Origin of the sequence: Arthrobacter sp. PAMC25284, from assembly GCF_019443425.1 — a bacterium.
In the GTDB taxonomy this organism is placed as follows: Bacteria; Actinomycetota; Actinomycetes; order Actinomycetales; family Micrococcaceae; genus Arthrobacter; species Arthrobacter oryzae_A.
This window is the reverse complement of record NZ_CP080382.1, coordinates 2,804,895-2,828,484: the sequence shown is the minus strand read 5'-3', so window position 1 is coordinate 2,828,484 and position 23,590 is coordinate 2,804,895. Positions and strand designations below refer to the sequence as shown.

Here is a 23,590-nt window from a genome sequence, read left to right as displayed (position 1 = left end):
CCGTTTTGGCTATGCCCGGAACACCTTCAGCGCGGGGTGCCCCTGACCGGTCCAGTCAAAGAGGCCAAGGTTGGCGTGCGCGTTGCCCATCTCCGGGGTTGCGCGAACACCGGGGGTCCACCCGGGTTCCCACACCAAAAATCCGGCGCACCGACCGCCCGGCACTTGCTGGAGCACCCGGCGCAATCTCTCGAAGTACGCGGCCTGGCCTGCAGGAGTGGGCGGATACAGACCAGCCTCCGGCAGATCCTCGGCGCGTCGGACTACGTTCTGTTGTTCGCCGGCTTGGGCGAGGGTCCACGGATAGGCGGTCTCCGCCACCATCACGTCCCGGCCATAGCGGGCGACAAGCTGATGGAGCGTGGTTTCGAGGTTGGTCAGCGGACCGTTCCAGAACGGGTAGTACGTGAGTCCGATGATGTCGAATGGGACCCGCCGAGCAACAAGGCGGTCGAAGAAGTACTTGCTGGCATCCTTGTCGCCACCAGTTTCAGTATGGATCATGATCAAGGGCGGATGGTCAGGACTGGCGGTCTTGGCACCTTTGACGCCGGCCTTCAGCAGCTTCGCGAACAACGACCAGTGCTCGCCATCGGACCGATACACCTGCCCGGCGGGCCAGAGCATCCCCCTGCTGATCTCGTTGCCGATCTGGACAACGTGGGCCGGGGTGCCCTGCTTGACCAGGGCACCTACGACCTTGCGGGTGTAATTTTCTACGGTCCTGAGCAGGGCGGCGTCATCAAGCCCCCGCCATGCTTTCGGGATCGGTTGCGATTTCCCATCGGCCCAGGTGTCCGAGTAGTGCAGGCTCAGGATGATGCCGAGGCCGGCATCGTGCGCCCTTCGCGCCATTACGAGCGTCTCGGCGAGCCCGCTGGTTCCGGGAAGCGGGTCGACCCACACGCGCAGTCGGACGGTGTTGGCACCGCGTCGGGCGAGCAGCCGTTCGATCGGGCGTACGCCGGCGGCGTCCCGGACGGCCGTGCCGATGGCCTCCTCCTGCAAAGTGAAGGAGATGTCAGCGCCCCGGAAACGAAATCCGCTGACGGGCGCCGCTGACCGGCTGGTTGTGCCGGGCTGGTCCTTCGATACCCATGCTGCCCCCGTAGCTCCGGCGAGCACTGCTGCGCGAATCACGGTCAGTGCTTGCCGTCGCCCAATACCGGCAGCGATTTTTTGACGTAGTCCATGCAATGGTGGACCCCCAGTTCCTGATCGTTGCCGTGGTGTTGCGCTAAAAGCCTACGCCCCCTAATGGGGGTGTACCCGTAGGTCCTTTCGGGGGCATGCTGGGTATCCGAGCCGCTGGTGGGTGAGCACTTGACGCCCCTGGCCCCGTGTCGAGGCCTAGGTCTAGATCGTGCCCCTGCCGGTTGGTGAGGTGGGCCTGTAGCGCTGGTGGGGTGTCGTGCCGTGGAGCACTGATCCATTAGACCGCAGCCAGTTCCTTCCTCCCCGTCGTGCCCGGGATAAGCCCACAACGGAAGGGATCGGGACAATGCTGTTCATCGGCGACGACTGGGCGGAGGACCACCACGACATCGCGGTCATGGATGAGGGGGGCCGGGTACTGACGCGCCGCAGGCTCACTGAGGGCGTATCCGGGCTCGAGGCCCTCCATGACCTGCTCGGAGGGTACCTGCCCGAGAACGCGGCACCGGCCGAAGTGCTGATCGGGATTGAGACCGACCGCGGGCCCTGGGTCCAGGGACTGCTGGCGTCCGGCTACACGGTTTACGCGATCAATCCGGCGCAGTCGGCCCGCTACCGGCAGCGCACCGGGGCGGCCGGGGCGAAATCGGATAAGGGTGATGCGCTGGTGCTGGCCCGGATCGTGGCTGTTGACCGGGAGTTGCACCGGGCGATCGCCGCCGACAGCGACGTCGCGGAGGAGGTCAAGGTCCTGGCGAGGGCTCACCAGTCGCTGATCTGGGCCAGGCAGCGGCAGGCGAACGTGCTGCGTTCGAACCTGCGCGAGTACTACCCGGCCGCGCTGTCCGCGTTCGGGCAGGACCTGCACGGACGGGACGCGATGGCCGTGCTCGGCGCCGCGCCTGGCCCCAAGGCCGGGGCCCGCCTCACCCCGGCCAGGGTCCAGGCGCTGTTGCGGCACGCCGGACGGCAACGCTACCTGGCCGCCCGAGCCGGCGAGATCGTCGAGGCACTGCACGCGCCCCAGTTGCCCGCCCGCCCGGGGATCGAGGCCGCCTACACGGCCACCACGGCGGCCCTGGTTGCCGTCATCCGCGAACTGAACGCCCAGATCGGCGTCCTGCAGGGGCAGGTGGAGGAATCTTTTGGCCGGCACCCGGACGCTGAGATCTACCTCAGCCAGCCGGGTCTGGGGCCGGTGCTCGGCGCCCGGGTGCTGGGCGAATTCGGGGACGCGGCGGACCGCTACGCCGACGCCAGATCACGGAGGAACTACGCAGGGACCAGCCCGGTCACCCGGGCCTCCGGCACCAAGCGCAGCGTGCTGGCCCGGCATGCCCGAAACCGGCGCCTGGCCGATGCCCTGGACCTGCAGGCCTTCACCGCACTCAGCGTCTCGCCCGGCGCACGCGCCTACTATGACGCCCGCCGCTCACGCGGCGCCACCCACCACCAGACCCTCCGGGCCCTGGCCAACCGGCTCGTCGGGATCCTCCACGGCTGCCTCCGCCACCACACCACCTACAACGAGGACACCGCCTGGCACACCACTACCCAAAACGTCGAACTCCGCGCCGCTTGACGGCTTAGCACCGTGGGGTATCTAAACCGCGCCCAAACGCCACCAGGGCAGGTGATGGTCTTATATGACGGCGCCCGGACGCGGAACGCCGTGCGACCGGCATTGGGTTGTCAACCTTTCCCCTGGTCCGTTCAGGTTCCGGCCCATCCGGTCCGCATTCCGCTCCGAAGCACCTGTGGAAGCGGCCCAGGAAAGGACCCTGTATGCGAAGCGATGATCCGGGACGCTATACCGTTATCCACCACATCGGACCTGGCCGGCCCGGAGACGGACGACCGGCTGGGACGTATGGGCTGAGGCTTGGGGGCGGCCCGGAGCAGGTCATGGTTGCGGTGCCGGCAGCCGGCGACCCGGCAATTGACACGGACATGGAGATGGACTGAACTTCCCGCGCCCTACTTCGCCGGGGTAATCCTGGGAGCCACCACTACCGCCGCAGCGGCGATAACCGCGGCGAGGGCGAAGACCCCGGAAAACGCGGCCCCGTTGGCCGCCAGCGCGGCAAAGACGACACCGGAAACCGCCAACACCAGCGCCGCGCCGAGAGAGTCGGCGATCGACATCGCTGAACTGTTGAACCCTTCGGTGGCCCGCGTCGACAACGCCAGGGTCAGGACGCTCAGCCGTGGATACAGCAGACCCATCCCACCGCCGGCGAAGACCCAGCCGGCGATCGCGACGACTGCCGGCCACACGAAGATGGTGGCCGTCAGGACAACGATAATGGCACCTAAAACGAGCGCCGCGCCGATTCGGATGGCCCGCCGGTGCCCCAGCCGCGGACCAAGCCTGCCTTGAATCGCGGAGGCGGCAGCCCAGGCGAGGGACCCGCCGGTCAACGCAAGCCCCGCCAGAGTGGCCGAGAACGCATAGCGTTCAACGAGCAGATACGGCACATACACCTCAGCCCCAAAAAAGGCCGCCGCCGCAAGGCCGCGGATGAGGATCACACTCGGCAACCCGGGGCGGGCACGCAGGGTTCCGGCCGGCACCAGTGGGCGGACGGCCACGAGCGCGACAACGACGGCGGCTACCGACAGTGCAGTGCCGACCGCCGGAATCTCCGCGGACAGATTCAGGCCGAGCACGGCGAGCGCCGCGAGCGTCGCCCACCCCAACCGGCGGTAGTCCCAGGCCGGGCGCCAGGCAGTCAATGGTCGAGGGTCCGCCGCAGTGACGGCTCTGCCTGTACGGCCGTGCCCCTCGCCTGCGTCCGGATCCGCACCAGGCTCCGCTTCGGGTCGCCGTTCCGGATCCGCACCAGGCTCCGCGGCTGACTCAGCGCCCGGTTCCGCAGCTTGCTCCGGCGGGGTGCTCCCGGGCCCACCGTTAAGGCCACGCAGTGCCGGGACAACCATCAGCAGCGCCGGGACCACGAGACCCACCACGCCCAGAAAGACCCACTGCCAGCCGATCCACTGCGCAACGATGCCGGCAGCCAGCGGACCGACCAGAGACGGAATGACCCAGGCGGCCGCAAAGGCGGCGAAGATCTTCGGGTGGAGCAGCGCCGGATAGACCCGGGCCACCACGACGTATAACGCGACCGTCAGAGCCCCGCCGCCGAGTCCCTGCACCAGGCGGCCGGCAACCAGAACGGACATGTTCCCAGCTGTTCCCGCGATCAGCAGGCCCAGCGCGAACACCGCCACGGACGTCATGAGCGGTGCGGCAGGACCCCGGCGGTCGGACCAGTTGCCCGCGGCGACCATCCCCATAACACCGGTGGCAAACGGTCCGGCAAAGGCTAGGGCGTAGAGGCCGGCCCCGTCCAGCTCGCGGCTGACCAGCGGCATGATCGTCGTCACCGCAAGCGACTCAAACGCGGCCATGAAGACCAGGGCGCACGAACCCAGGGTCACCAGCCGGTAGCCGCGGTGCAGGATGCGTCCCGGGTACGGACCATGATCATGGTCAACGCCACCGCGGTCAGGCTGCCCTGGCCAAGGCCCAGCACCCCGGTCCAGAGCCAGATCAGCTCCAGCGGTCCGAAAACGCTCAGGGCGAAACCCCCTCCGGTCAGGAGCGCCACGACCGTGTTGATGATGCGCTGATCGCCGAACCGGGTGGCCAGGGCCGGCGCGAACAAGGAGCCGAGCATCTGCACCAGGATCGACGTCGAGACGACCAGCCCGGCCGCGTTGCCGTCCATGCCGCGTTCGCGCAGGATCGGCGACAGCCAGGCAAAAACGCTGAACGACATCATCGCCTGGAAGGCCATAAAAGCAGTCACGTTCCATGCCACAGCGGAACGCCACACCGTCACGCCTCCGTGTGCGTGTCCCTGCCGGCCATGCCGCTGCCGGACAGCCACTGGCAGGAACAGCAAGAAAACGACGCCCGCCGGAAGCGCCCAAAACCACAGCGCCGCCGCCCACTCCCCGCTTACCCTGAACAGCGGGTAGGTCAGGCCTGCACCCAGGGCCGCGGATGCGACGATCGCCGTTGTGTACAGACCGCCCATAAGACCCAGCCGGTGGGGGAAGTCGCGCTTCACCAGTCCCGGCAGCAGTACGTTGCAGAGCGAGATCGCGGCTCCGCAGGCCGCGGTGCCAGCGAGCAGCGCAGGAAGATGCCCCGCGCCGGGGACCTCCACGGGACGCAACAGCAGCCCGGCCGTCAGCATGGCCATGGCCCCGAGCAACACCCGTTCGGCACCGAACCGCCGGGCAAGGAACGGCGCGAGCGGGGCAAACAGTCCGAGCAGCGTCACCGGCACCGTGGTCAGGACCACGAGCGCCCAGCCCGGCAGCCCGGCGTCGGCCGTCACTTCAGGCAACACTGCGGCGAAACTTGAAAAAACCGTGCGCAGGTTGAGCCCGATCAGGACGAGGCAGACGCCAAGGTAAACAAGCGCCCGGCGGCTCCCCACCCGGGTGGGACCCGCGGCGGGGATATCTTCGATCTCTGCGTCCACCAGCGTGCCGCGGACAGCGTCGACGCCGGGGCTGCCGCTCCGGCTGCTGGCGGCGGGATTCCGGACGACGGACTCCCGGGCAGCGGGGTCCGGGATGCTCTGCGGTGCACTCACGAGCCCATTGTGGCAGGCCACCGGCGGTGGCCCGTGTCAAGCGGCTGTGTCACGGGCCGGGGCGCCAGCGGCCGGCCCACTCCTCCCGGGTGCCGGCTCCGTCCGCCGGCACCCGGGGCCGCCCGGATGTCCTCTATTCTGGAAAGGATGAGTGAATCCCCAGAATCCCCGCAGAATCCGCAGCCGGCACGCCCGGTGACGCCGGGCAGCCAGGCCTCTTTCGGCACCTACGGCGGCCGGCCTGTCAGCTTCGTGCGCCGCGGAACCCGGCTGCAGGGACGGCGCCAGGCCGCGTGGGAGGAGCACTCGGACCGGTGGGCGGTCGAGGTGCCGCGCCACATCGCCAATACGTCCGTGCACCCCGACTTTGAGTTCGACGCCGAAGCCGAATTCGGCCGGAAGGCCCCGCTGATCGTGGAAATCGGCTCCGGCCTCGGCGATGCCGTCTGCCACGCTGCGGAGCAGAACCCGGACAAGGATTTCCTGGCGGTGGAGGTCTACACCCCAGGCCTGGCCAATACGCTGATCAAGATCAACAGCCGCGGGCTCAGCAACGTCCGTGTCGTGGAGGCGAACGCCCCGGAGGTCCTGGCCACCATGCTTCCCGCCGGGTCCGTCGCCGAACTGTGGATCTTCTTCCCGGACCCGTGGCATAAGTCCCGTCATCATAAGCGCCGTCTCATCCAGCCGGCCTTCGCGGAACTCGCCGCACGCGCACTCACGCCCGGCGGCATCTGGCGGATCGCAACGGACTGGTCCAACTACGCCGTCCACGTCCGCGACGTGCTGGCCGGCTCGGCCGACTTTGAGAACCTGCACGACGGCGAGCGCAGCGGCGACGAGAGCCCCCTCACCCGGGTCTGGGAATCCGGCGTCGAATCCCTGGTCGGTGGTGCGCCGGTCAAGGAAGGCCGGGCCCCCGTAAGCACCGGGCACACGGGGCCCAACGAGGGCCTCGACGCTACCGGCGGTTGGGCGCCCCGGTTCGACGGGCGTATCCTGACCAGCTTCGAAAACAAGGCCCACGAGGCCGGCCGGCACATCTTCGACCTCTGCTACAGGCGTCTCTAGCGGCACCGGGCGGCCGGGGGTCCGGCTGCCCCCACGCCGATCGCCCTCGGCCACTGTTCCCCCCGGGGTTTCACATGGCACGATGTCTGGATGACTGAGGGGATCTCCCCGGGCCGCCCCAGGCCCGGGGCCGGACTGCGCAAGGGAACGATCATCAAAAAGAAACTGAACCAAGCTGCGGACGTCGCCGAGGACGTCACCAACTCCCGGGCGCTTGAAGTCGTGGCGCGGGCCGGGTTTGCCGTTTCGGGCATTCTGCACTTCTTCATCGGCCTGATCGCCGTCCGGCTCGCCGTGGGCGGGGAAGGCCAGGCGGACGTCAGCGGCGCTGTCCAGCAGCTCGCCAGCCAGCCGGCCGGCCCGCTGCTGCTCTGGGGTTCTTTCGCCGCGTGTGTGGCGCTGGCGGTATGGCAGACCAGCGACGCGGTCTTCGATTTTGAGCACCTGCCACGCGACAAGAAGATCACCAAGAAGGTCAGGGCAGCCCTGCAGGCACTGGTGTACGCAGGTTTGTCCGTCACGCTGGGTTCTTTTGCCCTCGGTACACGTTCTGACAACAGCCGGTCCACCAGTGACATGACAGTTCAAGTCATGAGTGCTCCGGGCGGCTTCGTCGTGCTTCTTGTTATCGGCATCGGAGTCGCCGTCGCCGGGGTCATCTACGCTATCCGGGGTTTCCGGCGGTCCTTCCTGAAATACCTCAGGATGCCGTCCCACGGCCATGCCCGCACCGCAGTCACGGCGACTGGTGTGGTTGGCTATACCGCCAAGGGCGTCGCCCTGTTTTTGGCGGGACTTCTGATCATCATGGCCACGGTGCAGGCACGCCCGGAAGAGTCCACCGGACTCGACGGCGGGCTGAAGGCCCTGCGCGAGCAGCCGTTCGGCCCCTACATGCTGGCAGCCGTGGGCGCCGGCCTGATCTGCTACGGCATCTTCATGGCAGTCCGGTCCAAGCTCGCCAAGATGTAGACCGTAACCGTGCCCCGGCGGTCAAGCCCGCAACTTGCTGGTTGCCCGGAACCTCCCGCCCGCTACCCCTGCGGCACCGAGATCAAGGCCAAGGTTTGCTGCTCGCTGTTGCGCATCTCGATGCTGGCGATGCTGGCCAACTGCACGGGCGTTGCTCCGGTGATCCTGACTTTGCCGCTGGGGGTGGCGGTCCACGCGCAGGCGCGGTCTTCACCGCCGTCGCGGTCCTTTACCCACAGGGACATCGTTCCCTCGACCGGGAGGCTCGCACCCTCAACGGCCAGCTCGGTTCCCCAGGTCTTGTGGACCAGCCCGACTCTGAGTTGCAGCCCCCCGCCGGACTGAACGGAGTAACTGGCGTCGGGTTTGGCCGGCTGGATCAGCAACGGGCCCCGCCAGGACACCGAGTGCCAGGGCAGCGGCGGCCGCGCCGCCCAGGGCGGCCACCCACCGGTGCCTTGCGTGACGGCGGCGGACGGCAAGTTCGTCGAGCAGCCGCCGCGGTACTTCAACCGGCACTGCGGCGGACCCTGGTCCGCGACCGGGCACGGCGACGGTGAGGGCCACGGCATCGGCCGCAGGCACCGCGTCGAGGAGCGCGGGGAGGACGGCCAGATCGTCCAGTTCGCGACGGCAGTCGGCACAGACTGCGAGATGGCGCTCAAACGTTGCGGCGTCGTCGGGCTCCAGACCACCAAGCAGGTAGACACCAAGCATTTGGTGGGGGTTGGTTTCGTTCATCGCTGCACCCCCATCTCGTCGAGGATGGTCCGGAGCGCCCTGACGGCGTAGAACGCACGGGACTTCACGGTGCCGCTCGGGATATTCAACTGTACGGATGCCTCCTGGACGGTGTATCGCTGGTAGTGAAGGGCCACAAGGACCTTCCGGTGTTCGACGCTCAGCCGAAGCAGCGCTTCCTCCATCAGAACCTTGTTCAGCAGCTCATCGACGCGTCCGGTATTCACCGGGTCGGCGACGTCGCGTTCCGCCGCCTCCTGCGGTCTGCGCTGGGCCTTGCGGTAATTGTCGATCATGATGTTGCGGGCCGTCCTGAACAAGTAACTGCGCAGGCTGCCGGTAATCTCTGGCGCCTGCTGCCAGACGCGCATTACGGTTTCCTGCACGATGTCTTCCGCGGCCTGCGGATCCCGCGTGGCGCTCACGATAAAACGCTTGAGGGCAGTTCCGTGGTCACGATAAATCGACGCCACTACGTCTTCGTCCAGCGGCATGCTCCACCCTCCGGTTTTCGTCCTGGTTTCATCCTTCTGACCCCTATGACGCGCCGAGGCCTGGATTGGTTCACGGTTTCGGTTTGAACCAATCTTCCCGCCTGCACGTCGTACCGCTTAACGCCAGCCTCCGAGTCGGACTGGCCTGAGTCAAGGAGCAACAAATGATGAAAAACCTCAGCATTGGCCTGTCCGCGGTCGCCCTCGCCGCACTGCTGTCCGGCTGCGCCGGCGGCAGCACCACACCGGCGGCAACGACGGCGCCTGCCACCACTCCCGCGGCCGCGTCGCCGTCAGCGGCGGAAACCACGGGCAGCACGGCCGCAACGTCGGCTCCGGCGGCGATGTCGGCGGTCACCAAGCTGATGGTGGCTGACTCCGCGGCCGGGCAAATCGTGGTGGATGACAACGGCATGAGCGTCTATTACTTCACCAAGGACACGAAGGACTCCGGAACCAGCGCCTGCACCGACGGGTGCCTGGCGGCGTGGCCTCCGGTCATCACCGATTCGGATTCGCCCGAACTGGACGGAGTCACCGGCGTCGTCGGGACCATTGACACCCCCGACGGCAAGAAGCAGCTGACCCTGAACGGGATGCCGCTGTACTACTTCGCCAAGGACAAGGCCGCCGGAGACATCCTCGGCCAGGGCGTGAACAGCGTCTGGTACCTCGCGGCACCCTCCGGCGACATGATTACCGCACCGGCCGGATCCTGACGCGGCCCGGCCCTGCCCCCGGGCAGGGCCGGCGCTAGTATCAGTTCATGAATCCGGAGATCGATCTGAAAACTGCCGCGAAGACCTGGCAGACCATGGTGGACAGCAACCAGGCGCTGCTGCTCCGCAAGTCCGGCCACGACTTTCGGTGGTGGGCGGAAAAAGGCCGCGCAGCCGGGCTAAGAAATAACGCCGAGCTCAGGGACTGGATGCGGAATGAGCACGGCATCACCGGCTACGCACAATACGCCGTGTCCTGGGAGATGTTCGGCTACCCGGAATTCATGCTGCGCGACGCCGACGAGCTCTACGACGGGCAGTACGCGAAACACCCGCAGCTGCGGCCGATCACCGACGCGATCCTCGCCTGGGCCGCGGCAACTGAGGGCGTGGCGATCCAAATGCGCAAGGGCTACGTCTCGCTGCACAGCCCGAAGCGTAAGTTCGCCCAAGTGACCCGCGCCAACAACACCACCGTGGACGTGGCCCTGCGCATCAATGTCCCCGCCGGCGGCCGGCTCGAGGCAGTCAAGGTCCGCGCCGGCGATTCCTTTGACCGCAGGATCCGGATCACTTCCACGGACGAAGTGGACGCCGGACTGCTGAACTTCCTCTCCGCTGCACTGGAAGGGAACGTCTAGCCGGCGTTCGTCGTCCGAGGAGCCCGGCAGGCTGGCTAAGATGGATCAGATGACCACCTGCCGAAAGTAGCGCACGCATGCCTTCCTATGAGGACGAGAGTGCGGCACTGGCAATACAGACTCCCGCAATCAACGACCGCTCCCTGGCGGCCGGACTGGCGTACGCCATGGGAAGCCGCGTTTCGGGCATATCCTTCGACGCCGCCACCGGCCTGCTGCTCGGCAAAGTCCGGGGCGGGGCGCCCGTGCCCTACTCCACAACGGCGAAGCTGGTCCGGAAGACGGGCGGCTGGAGCTGCACCGTGGGAGTCTGCAGCTGCCCGGTCCGCAAAGACTGCAAGCACGTGGCCGCCCTGCTGTTCGCCGCCGAGGACAATCCGGCGATCCGGGTCCAGCTGCTGGCTCCCGCGAGCGCGGCGCGGCAGTCCCGTCCACCCGCCACTCCGGCCCTGCCCGACTGGGAGCGGGCGCTCAGCCCCCTGATCTCACAGCCCGGAATCATCGCCTCTACCAACGGCGTCCCGCTGGCCCTGCAATTCGAGATCGAGGAACCCGCACCGCACTTCTCCTACACCGGCCGCCGTGATCCGCTGCGCAGCGTACGCCAGCTCAAGGCACGGCCCGTGATCATGGGGGCCAAGGGCAAGTGGATCCGCGGGGACGTCTCCTGGAACACCCTCAGCTACCTGAACTACCGGCGTGAATGCAATGAGGCCCACATCGAATGGATGCAGGAGTTCCTCGCCGCCCACACTGCCCTGGCGAATCGCCAGCACGCCGGGACAGGGCTGTGGCTGGGGCTGAACACCTATGCCGGGAAAAACCTGTGGAGCCTGCTTGCCGTGGCGCAGAAAATCGGCGTCGCCCTCGTGCACAGCCGCGGGGCAGAACCGGTCCGGTTCGTAGCTGATCCCGCCGCCGTCGGACTGAATCTCACGCGTTCCGGCGCCCCGGCGGGCTCCCGGGACGCCACGGACCCCGAAGCCGGATCCGGGCCCGGGGATGCGGCCGGAACGGGCGCTGCGCGGGCGGACGCGGCCGATCCTGCCTCCGGCGGGGGCAACGACGGCGGCTTGGAACTCGCTCCGAGCATCACCGTGGAGGGGGTCGTCGTGGATCCTGCCTCCGTCGGCACCATCGGCCGTCCGGCCCACGGGATATTCCTGACCTCGCCCGGCGCCACCCTGCCCGGCACCGCCGCCGGAGACCCGGTTATCACGCTGGCCCCGCTCGAAGGCGGGCTCAGCGAGGAGCTCCTGACCTTCGTCACGGAAGGGACCACCCTGCACATCCCGGCCCGTGACGAAAGCCGCTTCCTGACCGGGTTCTATCCCAAGCTGAAGCAGACCGCCCGCGTCACGGCATCCGACGAGTCCGTCCAGCTGCCGGCACTGGCCGTCCCGATTCTGTCCCTGCTCGCCAGCTACGGTGCGGACCACCGGGTCCGGCTGCACTGGGAATGGCATTACACCTCGGGCAACCACGTCACGGCGCAGCCGCTGTGGCGCCATCCGGGTGATCACGGCTACCGGGACGACCCTGCCGAGGCCCGCATCCTCGAAGCTGTCGGCCAGCCGTGGCACATCGTTGCGTCCCTGGGCGAATCCGCCGCCGGCGGCTGGGGAACACCCCGGCTCGCGGCATCCACCGAGCTCACCGGCCTGGACACGCTGGCCTTCACGGAGGAGGTCCTCCCCCGGCTGCGCGAACTTCCCGGTGTGAAGGTCGACACCGCAGGCGATATCGCGGACTACCGCGAGGCCGAAGAAGCCCCGGTTGTAGCGATTTCCACCACCGCCACGGATAGCCGCGACTGGTTTGACCTGGGCATCGTGATCACGCTGGAAGGCCAGCCGGTGTCCTTCGCCGCACTGTTTTCCGCCCTCGCCGCCGGGCAGACCCGGATGCTGCTGCCCAGCGGGGCGCACTTCTCCCTCGATCTGCCCGAACTGCACCAGCTCCGGGCGCTGATTGACGAGGCCCGTTCGCTGCAGGACAACAAGGATGCGCCCCTGCAGATCAGCCGTTTCCAGGCCGGGCTCTGGGACGAACTCGCCCAGCTCGGGATTGTGGACGAGCAGGCCGCCGCATGGCGCGAGGCTGTCGGCGGGCTGCTGGAGGGCGGCGTGAAGGGCCTGCCGCTGCCGGCGACGCTGAATGCTGAACTGCGGCCGTACCAGGCGGAGGGGTTCAACTGGCTGAGTTTCCTCTACCGCCACGGACTGGGCGGTGTGCTGGCCGATGACATGGGCCTCGGCAAGACCGTCCAGGCGCTGGCACTGGTGTGCGCGGCCAAGGAGGCCGTCCCGGACCCCGCCGCGGGTGCTGCACCGTTCCTGGTGGTGGCGCCCACCTCCGTGGTCGGCAACTGGGCCGCGGAGGCCGCGCGGTTCGCGCCCGGGCTGACGGTGCGCGCCATCGGGGAGACATTCGCGAAGAGCGGCACGGACGCGAAGACCACGATGGACGGCGCGGACATCATCATCACCTCCTATGCGCTGTTCCGGATCGACTACGATGCCTATGCGTCGCATGCCTGGGCCGGGCTGCTCCTGGACGAGGCCCAGTTCGTCAAGAACCACCAGTCCAAGGCCTATCAGTGTGCCCGTAAGCTCCCGGCCGCGTTCAAGTTGGCCATCACCGGCACCCCGTTGGAAAACAACCTGATGGAGTTCTGGGCGCTGACCTCGATCGTCGCGCCGGGGCTTTTCTCCAGCCCCAAGCGGTTCGCCGAGTACTACCAGAAACCGGTGGAGAAGAACGGCGACAAAGCCCAGCTGGACAAACTCCGGCGCCGGGTCCGTCCGCTGATGATGCGCCGCACGAAAGAACAGGTCATTAAGGATCTGCCGCCCAAGCAGGAGCAAATCCTCGAGGTGGTGCTGAACCCGCGGCACCAGAAGGTGTACCAGACGCACCTCCAGCGGGAACGGCAGAAGATCCTGGGCCTGATCGACGACGTAAACAAGAACCGGTTCACGATCTTCCAGTCGCTGACCCTGCTGCGGCAGCTCAGCCTGGATCCGACCCTGATCGATCCGTCCCTGTCCGGGGTACGCTCCAGCAAGCTCGATGTGTTGTTCGAACAGCTGGAAGACCTCGTGGCCGAAGGCCACCGGGCCCTCATTTTCAGCCAGTTCACCGGGTTCCTGGGCAAGGTCCGGGAACGCCTTATCGCGGAGGGCATCGAGTTCTGTTATCTCGACGGCAGCACCCGCAACCGGTCCGACGTCGTCAATGAGTTCAAGAACGGCGCCGCCCCGGTGTTCCTGATCAGCCTCAAGGCCGGTGGATTCGGCCTGAACCTGACGGAGGCGGACTACGTGTTCCTGCTGGACCCGTGGTGGAACCCGGCGTCAGAGGCGCAGGCCGTGGACCGGACGCACCGGATCGGCCAGGCCAGGAATGTCATGGTTTACCGCCTGGTCGCCAAGGACACCATCGAGGAGAAGGTGATGGCGCTGAAGGCCAAAAAGTCCCAGCTGTTCGCCGACGTCATGGAAGGCGATGCGCTGTCCGGCGGCGCGCTCACGGCCGAGGACCTGGCCGGGTTGTTCAACGACTGACCACGCCGCCGGGAAGGGTCAGATCAGGCCCTGCGCCAGCATGGCGTCGGCCACCTTCACGAAGCCACCAATGTTGGCGCCGAGGACGTAATTGCCCGGGTCGCCGTATTCCTCCGCGGTCGTGGCACAGAGATCATGGATGCCGACCATGATCTCAGTCAGCCTGCGTTCGGTGTGTTCGAAGGACCAGGAGTCGCGGCTGGCATTTTGCTGCATTTCCAGCGCCGACGTGGCCACACCACCGGCATTGGCCGCCTTGCCCGGTCCGAAGAGCACTCCGGCCTGCTGGAAGATTGCCACGGCGTCGCGGGTGCAGGGCATGTTGGCCCCCTCTCCCACTGCCACGAGGCCACTGCCCACCAGACGGGAGGCGGCCGCGCCGTCCAACTCGTTCTGGGTGGCGCACGGCAGCGCAACCGTGGCGTCCACGTCCCAGATGGACCCGTTCTCAACATAATGCGCGCCCGGACGGCGCAGGAAGTAGTCCTTCAGCCGGCCGCGCTCCACTTCCTTGATCTCACGCAGGAGCGGAACATCAATCCCGGCTTCATCAACGATGTAACCGCTGGAATCCGAGCAGGCGACCACCGTCGCGCCGAGCGCATGCGCCTTGGCAATCGCGTTGATGGCCACGTTCCCGGATCCCGAAACCACCACCCGCTGCCCGTCAAAGGATTTGCCGCGGGCTTTGAGCATCTCATCGGTGAAAATCACGGTGCCAAACCCGGTGGCTTCGGGCCGGACCAGGGAGCCGCCCCAGGACACTCCCTTGCCGGTCAGGACACCGGATTCGTAGCGGTTGGTGATGCGCTTGTACTGGCCGAACAGGAATCCGATCTCACGGCCGCCCACACCAATGTCACCGGCCGGAACATCCGTGTATTCCCCAATGTGACGGTACAACTCGGTCATAAAGGACTGGCAGAACCGCATCACCTCGGCGTCGCTGCGCCCGCGCGGGTCGAAGTCCGAGCCGCCCTTGCCGCCGCCGATGGGCATGCCCGTCAGCGCGTTCTTGAAAATCTGCTCAAACCCGAGGAACTTCACGATGCCCAGGTAGACAGAAGGATGGAACCGCAGCCCGCCCTTGTAGGGCCCGAGCGCCGAATTGAACTCCACCCTGAAGCCACGATTAATCTGCACCCGGCCGGCGTCATCCGTCCATGGAACCCGGAAGATGATCTGGCGTTCCGGTTCGCAAAGCCGTTCCAGCACAGCGCCATGGAGAAATTCCGGGTGCCGGTCGTGAACGGGGCCCAGGCTCTCAAAGACTTCCGTCACTGCCTGGTGAAACTCCGCTTCTCCCGGGTTCCGCGCCAGTACGGTGTCCCGGATAGCCTCAAGCCTTGCGTCCATAAAATTATCCTCAAATACGAATCAGCGTTCATTCTTGTGGAAACAGTATTCCACATCACGAAAGTCCATGTGCTTTGAGGTCTGGATGGACACCTGCCAATGGCCCCGTGGTGTCTGATCGACGCCGGCCGGGGCCGCGCGCTGGACCGGCCCCGGACCGGCCGTCTGCAATCTCCGGGCGGCTTCGCGGGCCTGTTCCCCGGCGCCGATTCACTCCGGGTTCCGCGGCCGCCACACCACAACGGCCTGAGTCCGGGCACGGGGGCGTTTGCCGCGGGCCAGACTAACCACGTCGCCGGCCGTTCCGGCGGCGAAAATCCGCGCATCCAGCGGTTCACGGCGCCGGGTCAGCTCCTCGGTCAGTTCACCGACCCGCCGTTGCAGGGCGGCCACCTGGTTTTCCAGCTGCAGAATCCGCTTGATGCCCTCGAGCGAGACGCCCTCCTGGGAGAGCCGCTGGACCTCGCGCAGCATCATCACATCCCGCTGCGAGTACCGTCGGGACTTGCCCGGGGCACGGCTGGGCGAGACGAGGCCCAGCCGGTCGTACTGACGCAGAGTCTGTGGGTGCATGTCCGCCAGGTCCGCAGCAACGGAGATGACGAAGATCGGCTGGTCAACATCGAAGGCCATAACAGGGCCTTCCCTAAAGCCGGGCCTTGGCTGCAAGATCGGCGCGGATATCTTCCCCGGCAGTGGCCGCGGCGAAGGCCTTCACGGCTTCCTCTGCTTCCTTGCTCAGCCGTCGGGGGACGGCGACGTCGATAGTAACCAGCAGGTCGCCCGTACTTGAGGCGTGCTTGACGCCCCGGTCCTTGACGCGCAGCGTCCGTCCGGACGGTGTGCCGGCCGGGACCCGGACCTTGACTTTGTCGCCGTCAATGGTCGGAACCTCAATATCTCCGCCCAGTGCCGCCTCGGCAAAAGAGACGGGCACATGAATCCGGAGGTTCTCGCCGTCGCGGACGTAGAACGGGTGCGGTTTGACGGAGACGGCGACCATGAGGTCCCCGTTGCCTGCGGGGCCGTACTGGCCCTTGCCGCGGACCCGGACCTTCTGGCCGTCCTTGATTCCGGCCGGGATCCGGACGTCGATGACCTCGCCGTCCGGTTCCCGCAGCCCGATCGTGGTTCCGCGGATGGAGCCAGCGAAGGAAATCGTGGTGGACGCTGTCCGGTCCGCGCCCTTTTGCGGCCCGCGCTGGAAGGGCTGGCCGCCGCCGTACCCGCCGCCGAACAGGTCGGCGAACTCCGGCGGAATACCGCCAGGCGCCCCGTAGCCGCCGGGTTGGCGTCCTCCGCCACCGCCGCCGGTGAACAGCCCGCCGAAGAGATCCTCGAAGCCCGCTGCCCCGGCGCCGCCGCCGGCACCGCCCGGGGCGAAGCGGGCGCCGCCGCCCATGGCACGGATGGCGTCGTACTGCTGGCGCTCATCCGGATCCGAGAGCACAGAATACGCCTCGGAGATGTCTTTGAACTTTTTCTCCGACTCAGCATTCCCGGAATTTGTATCCGGGTGGTGCTGCCGCGCGAGCTTACGGTAGGCCTTCTTAATATCGGCGTCGGAAGCGTCCTTGGCGACACCAAGGATCTTGTAAAAGTCCTTGCCCACCCAATCCTGGCTAGCCAATGGCGTTTCCTTTCAAAAGTCGTGCAGAGTGCGCTTCGCAGATGATGGGCCCCCGCCCCTTCGCGTGGTGGCGTGGTCCTGACGGACCACGCCACCACGCTCCGGCAGGCCCGATGCCACTCCCGGGGCCCATCATCTGCTTCGCGCTGTTTGTCCACTCACTTTAGGCGAGCAGCACGCTGGCGCGGAGGCCGGATATGGGGCGGCGGTGTGGAGGGCACCGCGAAGCGGGCACCGCCCCATATCCGGCGTAGCGCCGGTGGCGAGGTTACGCCGGTACTGCCACAATCACCTGGGCGGCCCGGAGCACGCGGTCCCCGGATTTGTAGCCCGACCGCAGGACCTGGCTGACGGTGTCGATCTCGACGTCCGTGCCGGGCTGCTGGATGAGCGCTTCGTGGATCGTGGGATCGAACTCCACACCGGTCTCATCGATGCGGACCAGTCCGTACGTCTTGAGCGCGGTCTCGAGCTTGGCCGCGATCGCGGCGAATGGGCCGTCGGCCAGATCGCCGTGCTGGCGCGCCGCGTCGACATCGTCGAGCACCGGCAGCAGCGAGTTCAGGACGCCGATGACGGCCATCTCCCCCGCCACTGCACGGTCGCGCTCGACGCGCTTGCGGTAGTTGACGTACTCGGCCTGCAGGCGGCGAAGATCATTCTTCAGCTCCTCCGCCTCGGCAGCGTCCACTCCCTGCGCCACGGATTCCTCGGCCGGCACCTCAACACTGTTCAGGATGTCCTCGGCCTGGGACAGCGCGTCCCCGGACTCGGCATGCTGTTCGGGCTCGGGGTGCCGGGCCTCACCGGTCTCCGGGTCAACCTTGCGGTTGTCCCGGATGACCGGCTTCTGCGGTTCACCGTCGCGGTTCGCATCGGAACCGGGCTCTTCGTTCTGACCGTGGCGGGCCATGATTACTTCTTCTCGTCTTCGTCAACGATTTCGGCGTCGACGATGTCCTCGTCGGCGTCTGCTGTGGGGGCACCCTCTGCGCCGGCTTCGCCGGTAGCGCCGTCCGGGGAACCGGCCTGCGCGTAGATGGCTTCGCCGAGCTTGGTCTGGGAAGCCTGCAGCTTCTCAAACGCGGTCTTCACGGCGGCGTCGTCGGTGCCTTCGAGTGCGGCCTTGAGGGCGTCGACGTCGGCCTTGACCTCGGTCTTGACCTCTTCGGGCAGCTTGTCGTCGTTGTCGGCGATCAGCTTGTCCACGGAGTAGGCGAGCTGCTCGGCGGTGTTGCGTGTGTCGGTTGCTTCGCGGCGGGCCTTGTCCTCGGCTGCGTGCTCCTCGGCGTCACGGACCATACGGTCAATGTCGTCCTTGGAGAGCGCGGTGCCGCCCGTGATGGTCATGGACTGTTCCTTGCCGGTGCCCTTGTCCTTTGCGGAGACATGCACGATGCCGTTGGCGTCGATGTCGAAGGTGACCTCGACCTGCGGGACGCCGCGCGGGGCCGGTGCGATGCCGGTCAGCTCAAACGTGCCCAGTGGCTTGTTGTCCCGGGTGAACTCGCGCTCGCCCTGGAAGACCTGGATGGCGACGGAAGGCTGGTTATCATCCGCCGTGGTGAAGGTTTCGCTCCGCTTGGTCGGGATGGCCGTGTTGCGTTCGATCAGGTGCGTCATGATGCCGCCCTTGGTCTCGATGCCCAGCGAGAGCGGGGTGACATCGATGAGGAGGACATCCTTGCGCTCACCCTTGAGGACACCGGCCTGCAGTGCGGCGCCGACGGCCACGACCTCATCCGGGTTGACGCCCTTGTTCGGTTCCTTGCCGCCGGCGAGCTCCTTGACGAGGTCGTAGACGGCCGGCATGCGGGTGGAGCCGCCGACGAGCACGATGTGGTCAATCTCGGAGAGCTTGATGCCGGCTTCCTTGATGACGTCGTGGAACGGCTTCTTGGTGCGGTCCAGCAGGTCCTTGGTGAGGTCCTGGAACTTGGCGCGGGTGAGCTGCTCGTCCAGGTGGACCGGGCCGTCGGGGGTGACGGAGAGGTACTGGAGGGAGACGTTGGTGCTGGAGGAGGAGGAGAGTTCCTTCTTGGCCTGCTCGGCTGCTTCGCGCAGGCGCTGCAGCGCGATCTTGTCCTTGGACAGGTCGATGCCCTTGACCTTGAGCTGGTTCAGCAGGTAATCCACGACGCGCTGGTCCCAGTCGTCGCCGCCGAGGCGGTTGTCACCGGCGGTGGAGCGGACCTGAATGGTGGAGAAGTCGTCTTCGTCCTTGCCCACTTCGAGGAGGGAAACGTCGAAGGTTCCGCCGCCGAGGTCGAAGACCAGGATGAGCTCGTCTTCCTTGCCCTTGTCCAGTCCGTAGGCGAGGGCGGCCGCGGTGGGCTCGTTGACGATGCGCAGGACCTTGAGGCCCGCGATTTCGCCGGCTTCCTTGGTGGCCTGGCGCTCGGCGTCGTTGAAGTACGCGGGAACGGTGATCACGGCGTCGGTGACCTTTTCGCCGAGGTAGGACTCGGCGTCGTTCTTGAGCTTCATCAGGATGCGCGCGGAGATTTCCTGGGCGGTGTACTTCTTGTCATCGACGGCGACGCTCCAGTCGGTGCCCATGTGGCGCTTGACGGAGGCGATCGTGCGGTCAATGTTGTTGACGGCCTGGCGCTTGGCGATTTCGCCGACGAGGACTTCGCCGGACTTGGAGAAGGCAACTACCGACGGAGTGGTGCGGCCACCCTCGGCGTTGGCAATGACGGTGGGCTCGCCGCCTTCGAGAACGGAGACGACGGAGTTAGTGGTTCCGAGGTCAATACCTACTGCACGTGACATGTGTTGCGTCCTTACTTTCTGGGAATCTTGCCGGGCCGAGGGGCCCGGCGAACTGCGGACCCAGCGGGCCCGACCGTTATTGAGCGATCTGCACTCAACTTTACTCAGAGGCGATTCCGTGTCAATTCAAGGTTGAGTCAACTTCACTCAACTTTGCTCCCGGCGGGCCGAGGGACGGCAGTCAGCCCGCGGATTTCCGGTCCATCCCCGCCCGCGGAGCCCCTGTTTCGCCCTGCGCGAACCCGGCGGGCGGCCCGGGCGTAGTTCGTCCCTGCTACCGGCGGCCATCCGAAAATCGATCCGCGGGATGTGGCTGGGAGGTGGCGCCGCGATTGCCGTGGCCGCCCCGGATTTCCTTAAACGTAAGAGGAGACCGGCATAAGCCGACCTCCTCCTCCCGGACTGCTGCGGTCTACTGCTTACCGGACTTGCCGGCTGCGCCGTAGTTGCCTTCGGGGTATTCGCCTTCCTCGGCATCGGCGGCCGCCTCGCCGACGGCGCCTGCACTGCCGTAGTTTCCAGCCGCATACTCGCCTTCCTCGGCAGCCACAGTGGTGGGCGTGGAAGCGCCGGCGTCGCCGTAGTCCCCGGCCGGATATTCGCCCTCGACCTCCGTGGGCAGGTTCTCTCCTTCCACGCCGGCGTCGCCGTAGTCGCCCTCGACGTACTGGCCCTCGGCATTCGCGGTTTCTTCCACCGGAAGCGGAGCACCCTCGCGCCGCATCCCTTCCGCCGCGCCGGCCTCGCTGTTCTCAGACCTACTGTTTTCCGTCATGAACGGACCCCCTCCTGAAAGCACTGGGTGCGCCCGGGCGGACGCAGGGGCAGTCTATCGAGCACCACCGGATAGGAATAGGGCCCCGGGCGACGCCGGGCGCACTTCGGGCCCAGCGCTTACCCGACGCCGGCGTTCTCCGTTTCGGAGTCGGTCGCGGCGGGCTCCCGTCCGGGTGCGTGCGCGCCCTTCGAGTGCTTTCCGAGCTGACTCGGCCACCAGATGCGCTCCCCGATGTCGTAGGAAAGGGCCGGGACCAACAGCGAGCGGACCAGCACGGTATCCAGCAGCACGCCGAAGGCGACGATGAAGGCCAACTGGACGAGGAACATGATCGGAATGATGCCGAGGGCCGCGAAGGTCGCCGCCAGGACCACGCCTGCGGAGGTGATAACCCCGCCGGTGACACCGAGACCGCGAAGAATGCCGGGCCGGGTGCCGTGTTTGAGGGATTCCTCGCGGACGCGGCTCATCAGGAAGATGTTGTAGTCCACGCCGAGCGCCACCAGGAACACAAATCCGAAGAGGGGCACGGTTGCATCAGCCCCGGGAAAACCGAGGAAGTTGTTGAAGACGACGGCGACGACGCCCATGGCTGCGCCATAGGACAGCACGACCGAGGCCATCAGCAGCACCGGGGCCAGCACGGACCGCAGCAGCAGCATCAGGATGACCAGGATAACCGCCAGGACAATGGGAATGATCGTGACGAGGTCCCGCTGGGCTGAGGTGTTGGTATCCAGTGCGGTGGCGGTCACGCCGCCGACCAGCGCCCCGGCGTCGACCGTTTTCACCGCGCCGCGGAGTGCTACGACGGTGTCCTCGGCTGCGGAAGAGTCGGCCGCGGAGCTCAGCGTCGCGTTGATCAGCACCTTGCCGTCGCGGACCGCCGGTGCGGCGGGAGCGCCCGGCGCGCCGGTGATGGGAACGCTGCCGGCCGCCAGCAGGTAGGCATCCCCGACGCCGCCGGTCGCCTTGACCTTCTCCAGCACCGCGGCCGCTTTGGCTTCATCCGCGACGATGACGGCAGGGCTGCCGGATCCGGCGTCGAAGTGCCGGGCCAGGGCATCCTGGCCGTCGACGGCGTTGGAGGCCGTAAGGATGACGTCGGTCTGTGGCACGCCGTTGGCCTTGAGCTGCAGGATGCCGGTGGACGCCACGAGCAGCAGGAGCACCGAGGCCACCCAGACCGTCCGAGGCCGGCGGGAGACCAGCGACCCTGTGGCACGCCAGATGCCCCGCTGCCCCTCCAGGCCCGTGGAGAGCCGCGGTTCCCGTTCGGTTTCCGGAAGGACTTTCGGCCGGAACGGCCAGAATGCCGCTCGGCCAAAGAGTGCCATCAGGGCCGGCAGCAGGGTCAGGGCGGCGAAGAGTGCGCACAGGATGCCGGCGGCAGCGACGGGACCGAGTGCCTTATTGGAGTTGAGATCGGAGAACAACAGGCACAGCAGCGCAATGATCACGGTGGCGCCGGAGGCGAGGATTGGCTCGAAGGAAGCCTTCCACGCCGTCAGGACGGCTGAGGTGCGGTTGGTCGTATGCGTGAGCGCCTCACGGAATCTGGCCACGTAGAGCAGGGCGTAATCCGTGGCGGCGCCGATCACCAGAATCGACAGGATGCCCTGGCTTTGGCCGTTGAGCTGGATCCATCCCATTTTGGCCATGCCAAACACCAGAAGAATGGCAGCGGTAAGCGCAAAGACTGAGGTCAGCAGGACGGTGACGGGCAGCAGCAGCGACTTGTAGACGATCAGGAGAATCACGAAGACGGCGCTGAGCGCCACGAGCAACAGGATGCCGTCGATCCCGCCAAAGGCGCTGGCGAGGTCTGCGGTCAGCCCGGCGGGACCGGTGACGAAGGTCTGCATCCCGTCCGGGGCGGAGGCCTTCACTTCATCCCGGAGTTCTTTGACAATGTCCCGCACTGCCTCCGAGGATTCGATCGGCACCACGAACTGAACGGCCTTCGAATCCTCCGAAGGAATGGGGGCCGATGACGGTGCTGACGCCCTCCAGGGACTCCAGCTTGCCCTTGATCGCGGCCGCCTGCCCGAACTGCGCCGGCGTGAAGGCGTCACCGTTCTCGATCACAATGACGGCGGGGATTTCCGTGGACTCTCGGAACTTGGCCTGCCACTCCTGGGCTGCCGTGGCTTCGGCGCTTGCCGGCAGGAAGGAGGCCTGGTCGTTAGTGGAGACTTCGCTCAGACGTCCGAAGGTGGGGCCACCGATGCCGGCGATAGCCAGCCATGTCACAACCAGCAGCACCGGCACCAGCCAGCGCAACCAGAACGGGACCCGCGTCGCGGTAGGAGGTTTCGTAGTCATGGGTCCTTCTTGGATCGTCATCGGAAGAGTAAAATCATCTTCATAGTAGACTATCTCCAATATGGAGATAAACCCCTGAGGGAATCTGGCGAATAAGACTTCAGGCATATATCGGGAGACGATGGCGCGCACGTCAGTTCCAGCCGGCTGAAGTAAAATCCGCAAGGGCGCACTTTTGGAGCCGCAGCAACAATTACCGTCGAAAGGAGGCTCGCCATGTCAGAGACACCGGGACAACCGGAGACCGGAGGGCCGCCGCCACTGGTCCGGATCCTGCAGGAGTTCACCCTGGAAGCGAACCGCTACGTGGACGCCGCCGGCGGCCGGAATGATATGCACCGGACTGACATGAATGCCCTCGCCGTCATCATGCGCCATACCGCCCGGGGCGAAATAGTCACGCCAGGCGTGCTCCGGAAAGAACTCAACCTCAGCTCCCCTGCCACGACCGCGCTGATCGACAGGCTGCACGCCTCAGGCCATGTGCTCCGCGAACGCCAGGGGCCGGACCGGCGCCAGGTCCAGCTGCGGATGACAGCCAAGGCCTACCAGGACGGCGGAGCCATGTTCCTCCCGCTTGCCCGCCATATGGGCGCCGCGATGGGCGCGTACTCACCCGGGGAACTGGAGATCGTCACCCGGTTCATGACGTCCATGATCGACGCGACCCTGGCGGCCGGGCAGGAAGCCGCCGGAAGAGGACCCGATGAGTACCCGCGCGGCGAATCGGCGCCGGGCACCGCCTGAATAAAGT

General features: G+C 66.7%; 18 protein-coding genes and 2 pseudogenes. 8 read left to right on the top strand and 12 right to left on the bottom strand.

Going from position 1 to position 23,590, the window contains the following annotated elements; genetic code table 11:
• Positions 1 to 9: 9 nt before the first annotated feature.
• Positions 10 to 1,140, bottom strand: a complete 1,131-nt coding sequence (locus tag KY499_RS13045; RefSeq protein WP_219885542.1) for a glycosyl hydrolase 53 family protein — start codon at positions 1,138 to 1,140, stop codon at positions 10 to 12.
• Positions 1,141 to 1,501: 361 nt separating this feature from the next.
• On the opposite strand from KY499_RS13045, the gene KY499_RS13040 reads away from it, so the two are divergent.
• Both KY499_RS13040 and KY499_RS13035 read left to right on the top strand, forming a co-directional pair.
• Positions 1,502 to 2,737: an IS110 family transposase gene (locus KY499_RS13040; protein ID WP_219885541.1), complete on the top strand. Its 1,236-nt coding sequence runs from the start codon at positions 1,502 to 1,504 to the stop codon at positions 2,735 to 2,737.
• 203 nt (positions 2,738 to 2,940) lie between these two features.
• Positions 2,941 to 3,120 (top strand): hypothetical protein, encoded by a 180-nt coding sequence (locus tag KY499_RS13035; RefSeq protein ID WP_123255049.1) that lies wholly within the window; start codon positions 2,941 to 2,943, stop codon positions 3,118 to 3,120.
• A 12-nt stretch (positions 3,121 to 3,132) separates the two neighbouring features.
• Here the strand turns inward: KY499_RS13035 and KY499_RS13030 are convergent, their stop codons facing one another.
• Both KY499_RS13030 and KY499_RS13025 read right to left on the bottom strand, forming a co-directional pair.
• Entirely contained in the window at positions 3,133 to 4,569 is a 1,437-nt protein-coding gene (locus tag KY499_RS13030) for an MFS transporter (RefSeq protein WP_219887005.1), read from the bottom strand.
• A 26-nt stretch (positions 4,570 to 4,595) separates the two neighbouring features.
• The gene (locus tag KY499_RS13025; RefSeq protein WP_258191102.1) at positions 4,596 to 5,657 is read right to left on the bottom strand and encodes an MFS transporter; all 1,062 of its coding nucleotides are present in this window, start codon (positions 5,655 to 5,657) and stop codon (positions 4,596 to 4,598) included.
• Positions 5,658 to 5,915: 258 nt separating this feature from the next.
• On the opposite strand from KY499_RS13025, the gene trmB reads away from it, so the two are divergent.
• Both trmB and KY499_RS13015 read left to right on the top strand, forming a co-directional pair.
• Positions 5,916 to 6,839 carry a tRNA (guanosine(46)-N7)-methyltransferase TrmB gene (gene trmB / locus KY499_RS13020; protein WP_123255052.1) on the top strand — a complete coding sequence of 308 codons (924 nt, stop codon included), beginning with the start codon at positions 5,916 to 5,918 and terminating at the stop codon, positions 6,837 to 6,839.
• Between the two features lie 165 nt (positions 6,840 to 7,004).
• Complete coding sequence (locus tag KY499_RS13015; RefSeq protein ID WP_375141149.1) at positions 7,005 to 7,811, top strand: DUF1206 domain-containing protein; 807 nt, start codon at positions 7,005 to 7,007, stop codon at positions 7,809 to 7,811.
• 62 nt (positions 7,812 to 7,873) lie between these two features.
• Here the strand turns inward: KY499_RS13015 and KY499_RS18810 are convergent.
• Positions 7,874 to 8,552, bottom strand: a pseudogene (locus tag KY499_RS18810) (anti-sigma factor family protein).
• Positions 8,549 to 9,046, bottom strand: a complete 498-nt coding sequence (locus KY499_RS13005) for a sigma-70 family RNA polymerase sigma factor (protein WP_219885540.1) — start codon at positions 9,044 to 9,046, stop codon at positions 8,549 to 8,551. The pseudogene KY499_RS18810 and the gene KY499_RS13005 overlap by 4 nt, the downstream one beginning before the upstream one ends.
• Positions 9,047 to 9,210: 164 nt before the next feature.
• Between KY499_RS13005 and KY499_RS13000 the strand changes: the two genes are divergently transcribed.
• The 3 genes from KY499_RS13000 (at position 9,211) to KY499_RS12990 (ending at position 13,972) form a co-directional block, all read left to right on the top strand.
• Positions 9,211 to 9,765, top strand: coding sequence for a hypothetical protein (locus KY499_RS13000; RefSeq protein ID WP_219885539.1), 555 nt, complete (start codon positions 9,211 to 9,213; stop codon positions 9,763 to 9,765).
• Between the two features lie 47 nt (positions 9,766 to 9,812).
• A complete protein-coding gene (locus KY499_RS12995; protein WP_258190765.1) occupies positions 9,813 to 10,406 on the top strand; it encodes a DUF5655 domain-containing protein in 594 nt (197 codons plus the stop codon).
• A 77-nt stretch (positions 10,407 to 10,483) separates the two neighbouring features.
• Positions 10,484 to 13,972 carry a DEAD/DEAH box helicase gene (locus KY499_RS12990; RefSeq protein ID WP_123255057.1) on the top strand — a complete coding sequence of 1,163 codons (3,489 nt, stop codon included), beginning with the start codon at positions 10,484 to 10,486 and terminating at the stop codon, positions 13,970 to 13,972.
• Positions 13,973 to 13,990: 18 nt separating this feature from the next.
• Here KY499_RS12990 and gdhA read toward each other — a convergent pair whose 3' ends face one another.
• The 7 genes and pseudogenes from gdhA to KY499_RS12955 form a co-directional block, all read right to left on the bottom strand.
• Positions 13,991 to 15,328 (bottom strand): NADP-specific glutamate dehydrogenase, encoded by a 1,338-nt coding sequence (gene gdhA / locus KY499_RS12985; RefSeq protein WP_123255058.1) that lies wholly within the window; start codon positions 15,326 to 15,328, stop codon positions 13,991 to 13,993.
• Between the two features lie 210 nt (positions 15,329 to 15,538).
• Positions 15,539 to 15,961 (bottom strand): heat shock protein transcriptional repressor HspR, encoded by a 423-nt coding sequence (locus KY499_RS12980; RefSeq protein ID WP_123255059.1) that lies wholly within the window; start codon positions 15,959 to 15,961, stop codon positions 15,539 to 15,541.
• A gap of 13 nt (positions 15,962 to 15,974) precedes the next feature.
• Positions 15,975 to 16,958, bottom strand: a complete 984-nt coding sequence (locus KY499_RS12975; protein WP_183164474.1) for a DnaJ C-terminal domain-containing protein — start codon at positions 16,956 to 16,958, stop codon at positions 15,975 to 15,977.
• A gap of 268 nt (positions 16,959 to 17,226) precedes the next feature.
• Positions 17,227 to 17,871 (bottom strand): nucleotide exchange factor GrpE, encoded by a 645-nt coding sequence (locus tag KY499_RS12970; RefSeq protein ID WP_123255061.1) that lies wholly within the window; start codon positions 17,869 to 17,871, stop codon positions 17,227 to 17,229.
• A gap of 2 nt (positions 17,872 to 17,873) precedes the next feature.
• Positions 17,874 to 19,733, bottom strand: a complete 1,860-nt coding sequence (gene dnaK, locus KY499_RS12965) for a molecular chaperone DnaK (protein ID WP_123255062.1) — start codon at positions 19,731 to 19,733, stop codon at positions 17,874 to 17,876.
• A gap of 412 nt (positions 19,734 to 20,145) precedes the next feature.
• Positions 20,146 to 20,508 carry a hypothetical protein gene (locus tag KY499_RS12960; RefSeq protein ID WP_219885538.1) on the bottom strand — a complete coding sequence of 121 codons (363 nt, stop codon included), beginning with the start codon at positions 20,506 to 20,508 and terminating at the stop codon, positions 20,146 to 20,148.
• A gap of 119 nt (positions 20,509 to 20,627) precedes the next feature.
• Positions 20,628 to 22,836: pseudogene (locus KY499_RS12955) on the bottom strand (MMPL family transporter).
• Between the two features lie 216 nt (positions 22,837 to 23,052).
• On the opposite strand from KY499_RS12955, the gene KY499_RS12950 reads away from it, so the two are divergent.
• Positions 23,053 to 23,583, top strand: coding sequence for a MarR family winged helix-turn-helix transcriptional regulator (locus KY499_RS12950; RefSeq protein WP_219885537.1), 531 nt, complete (start codon positions 23,053 to 23,055; stop codon positions 23,581 to 23,583).
• Positions 23,584 to 23,590 lie beyond the last annotated feature (7 nt).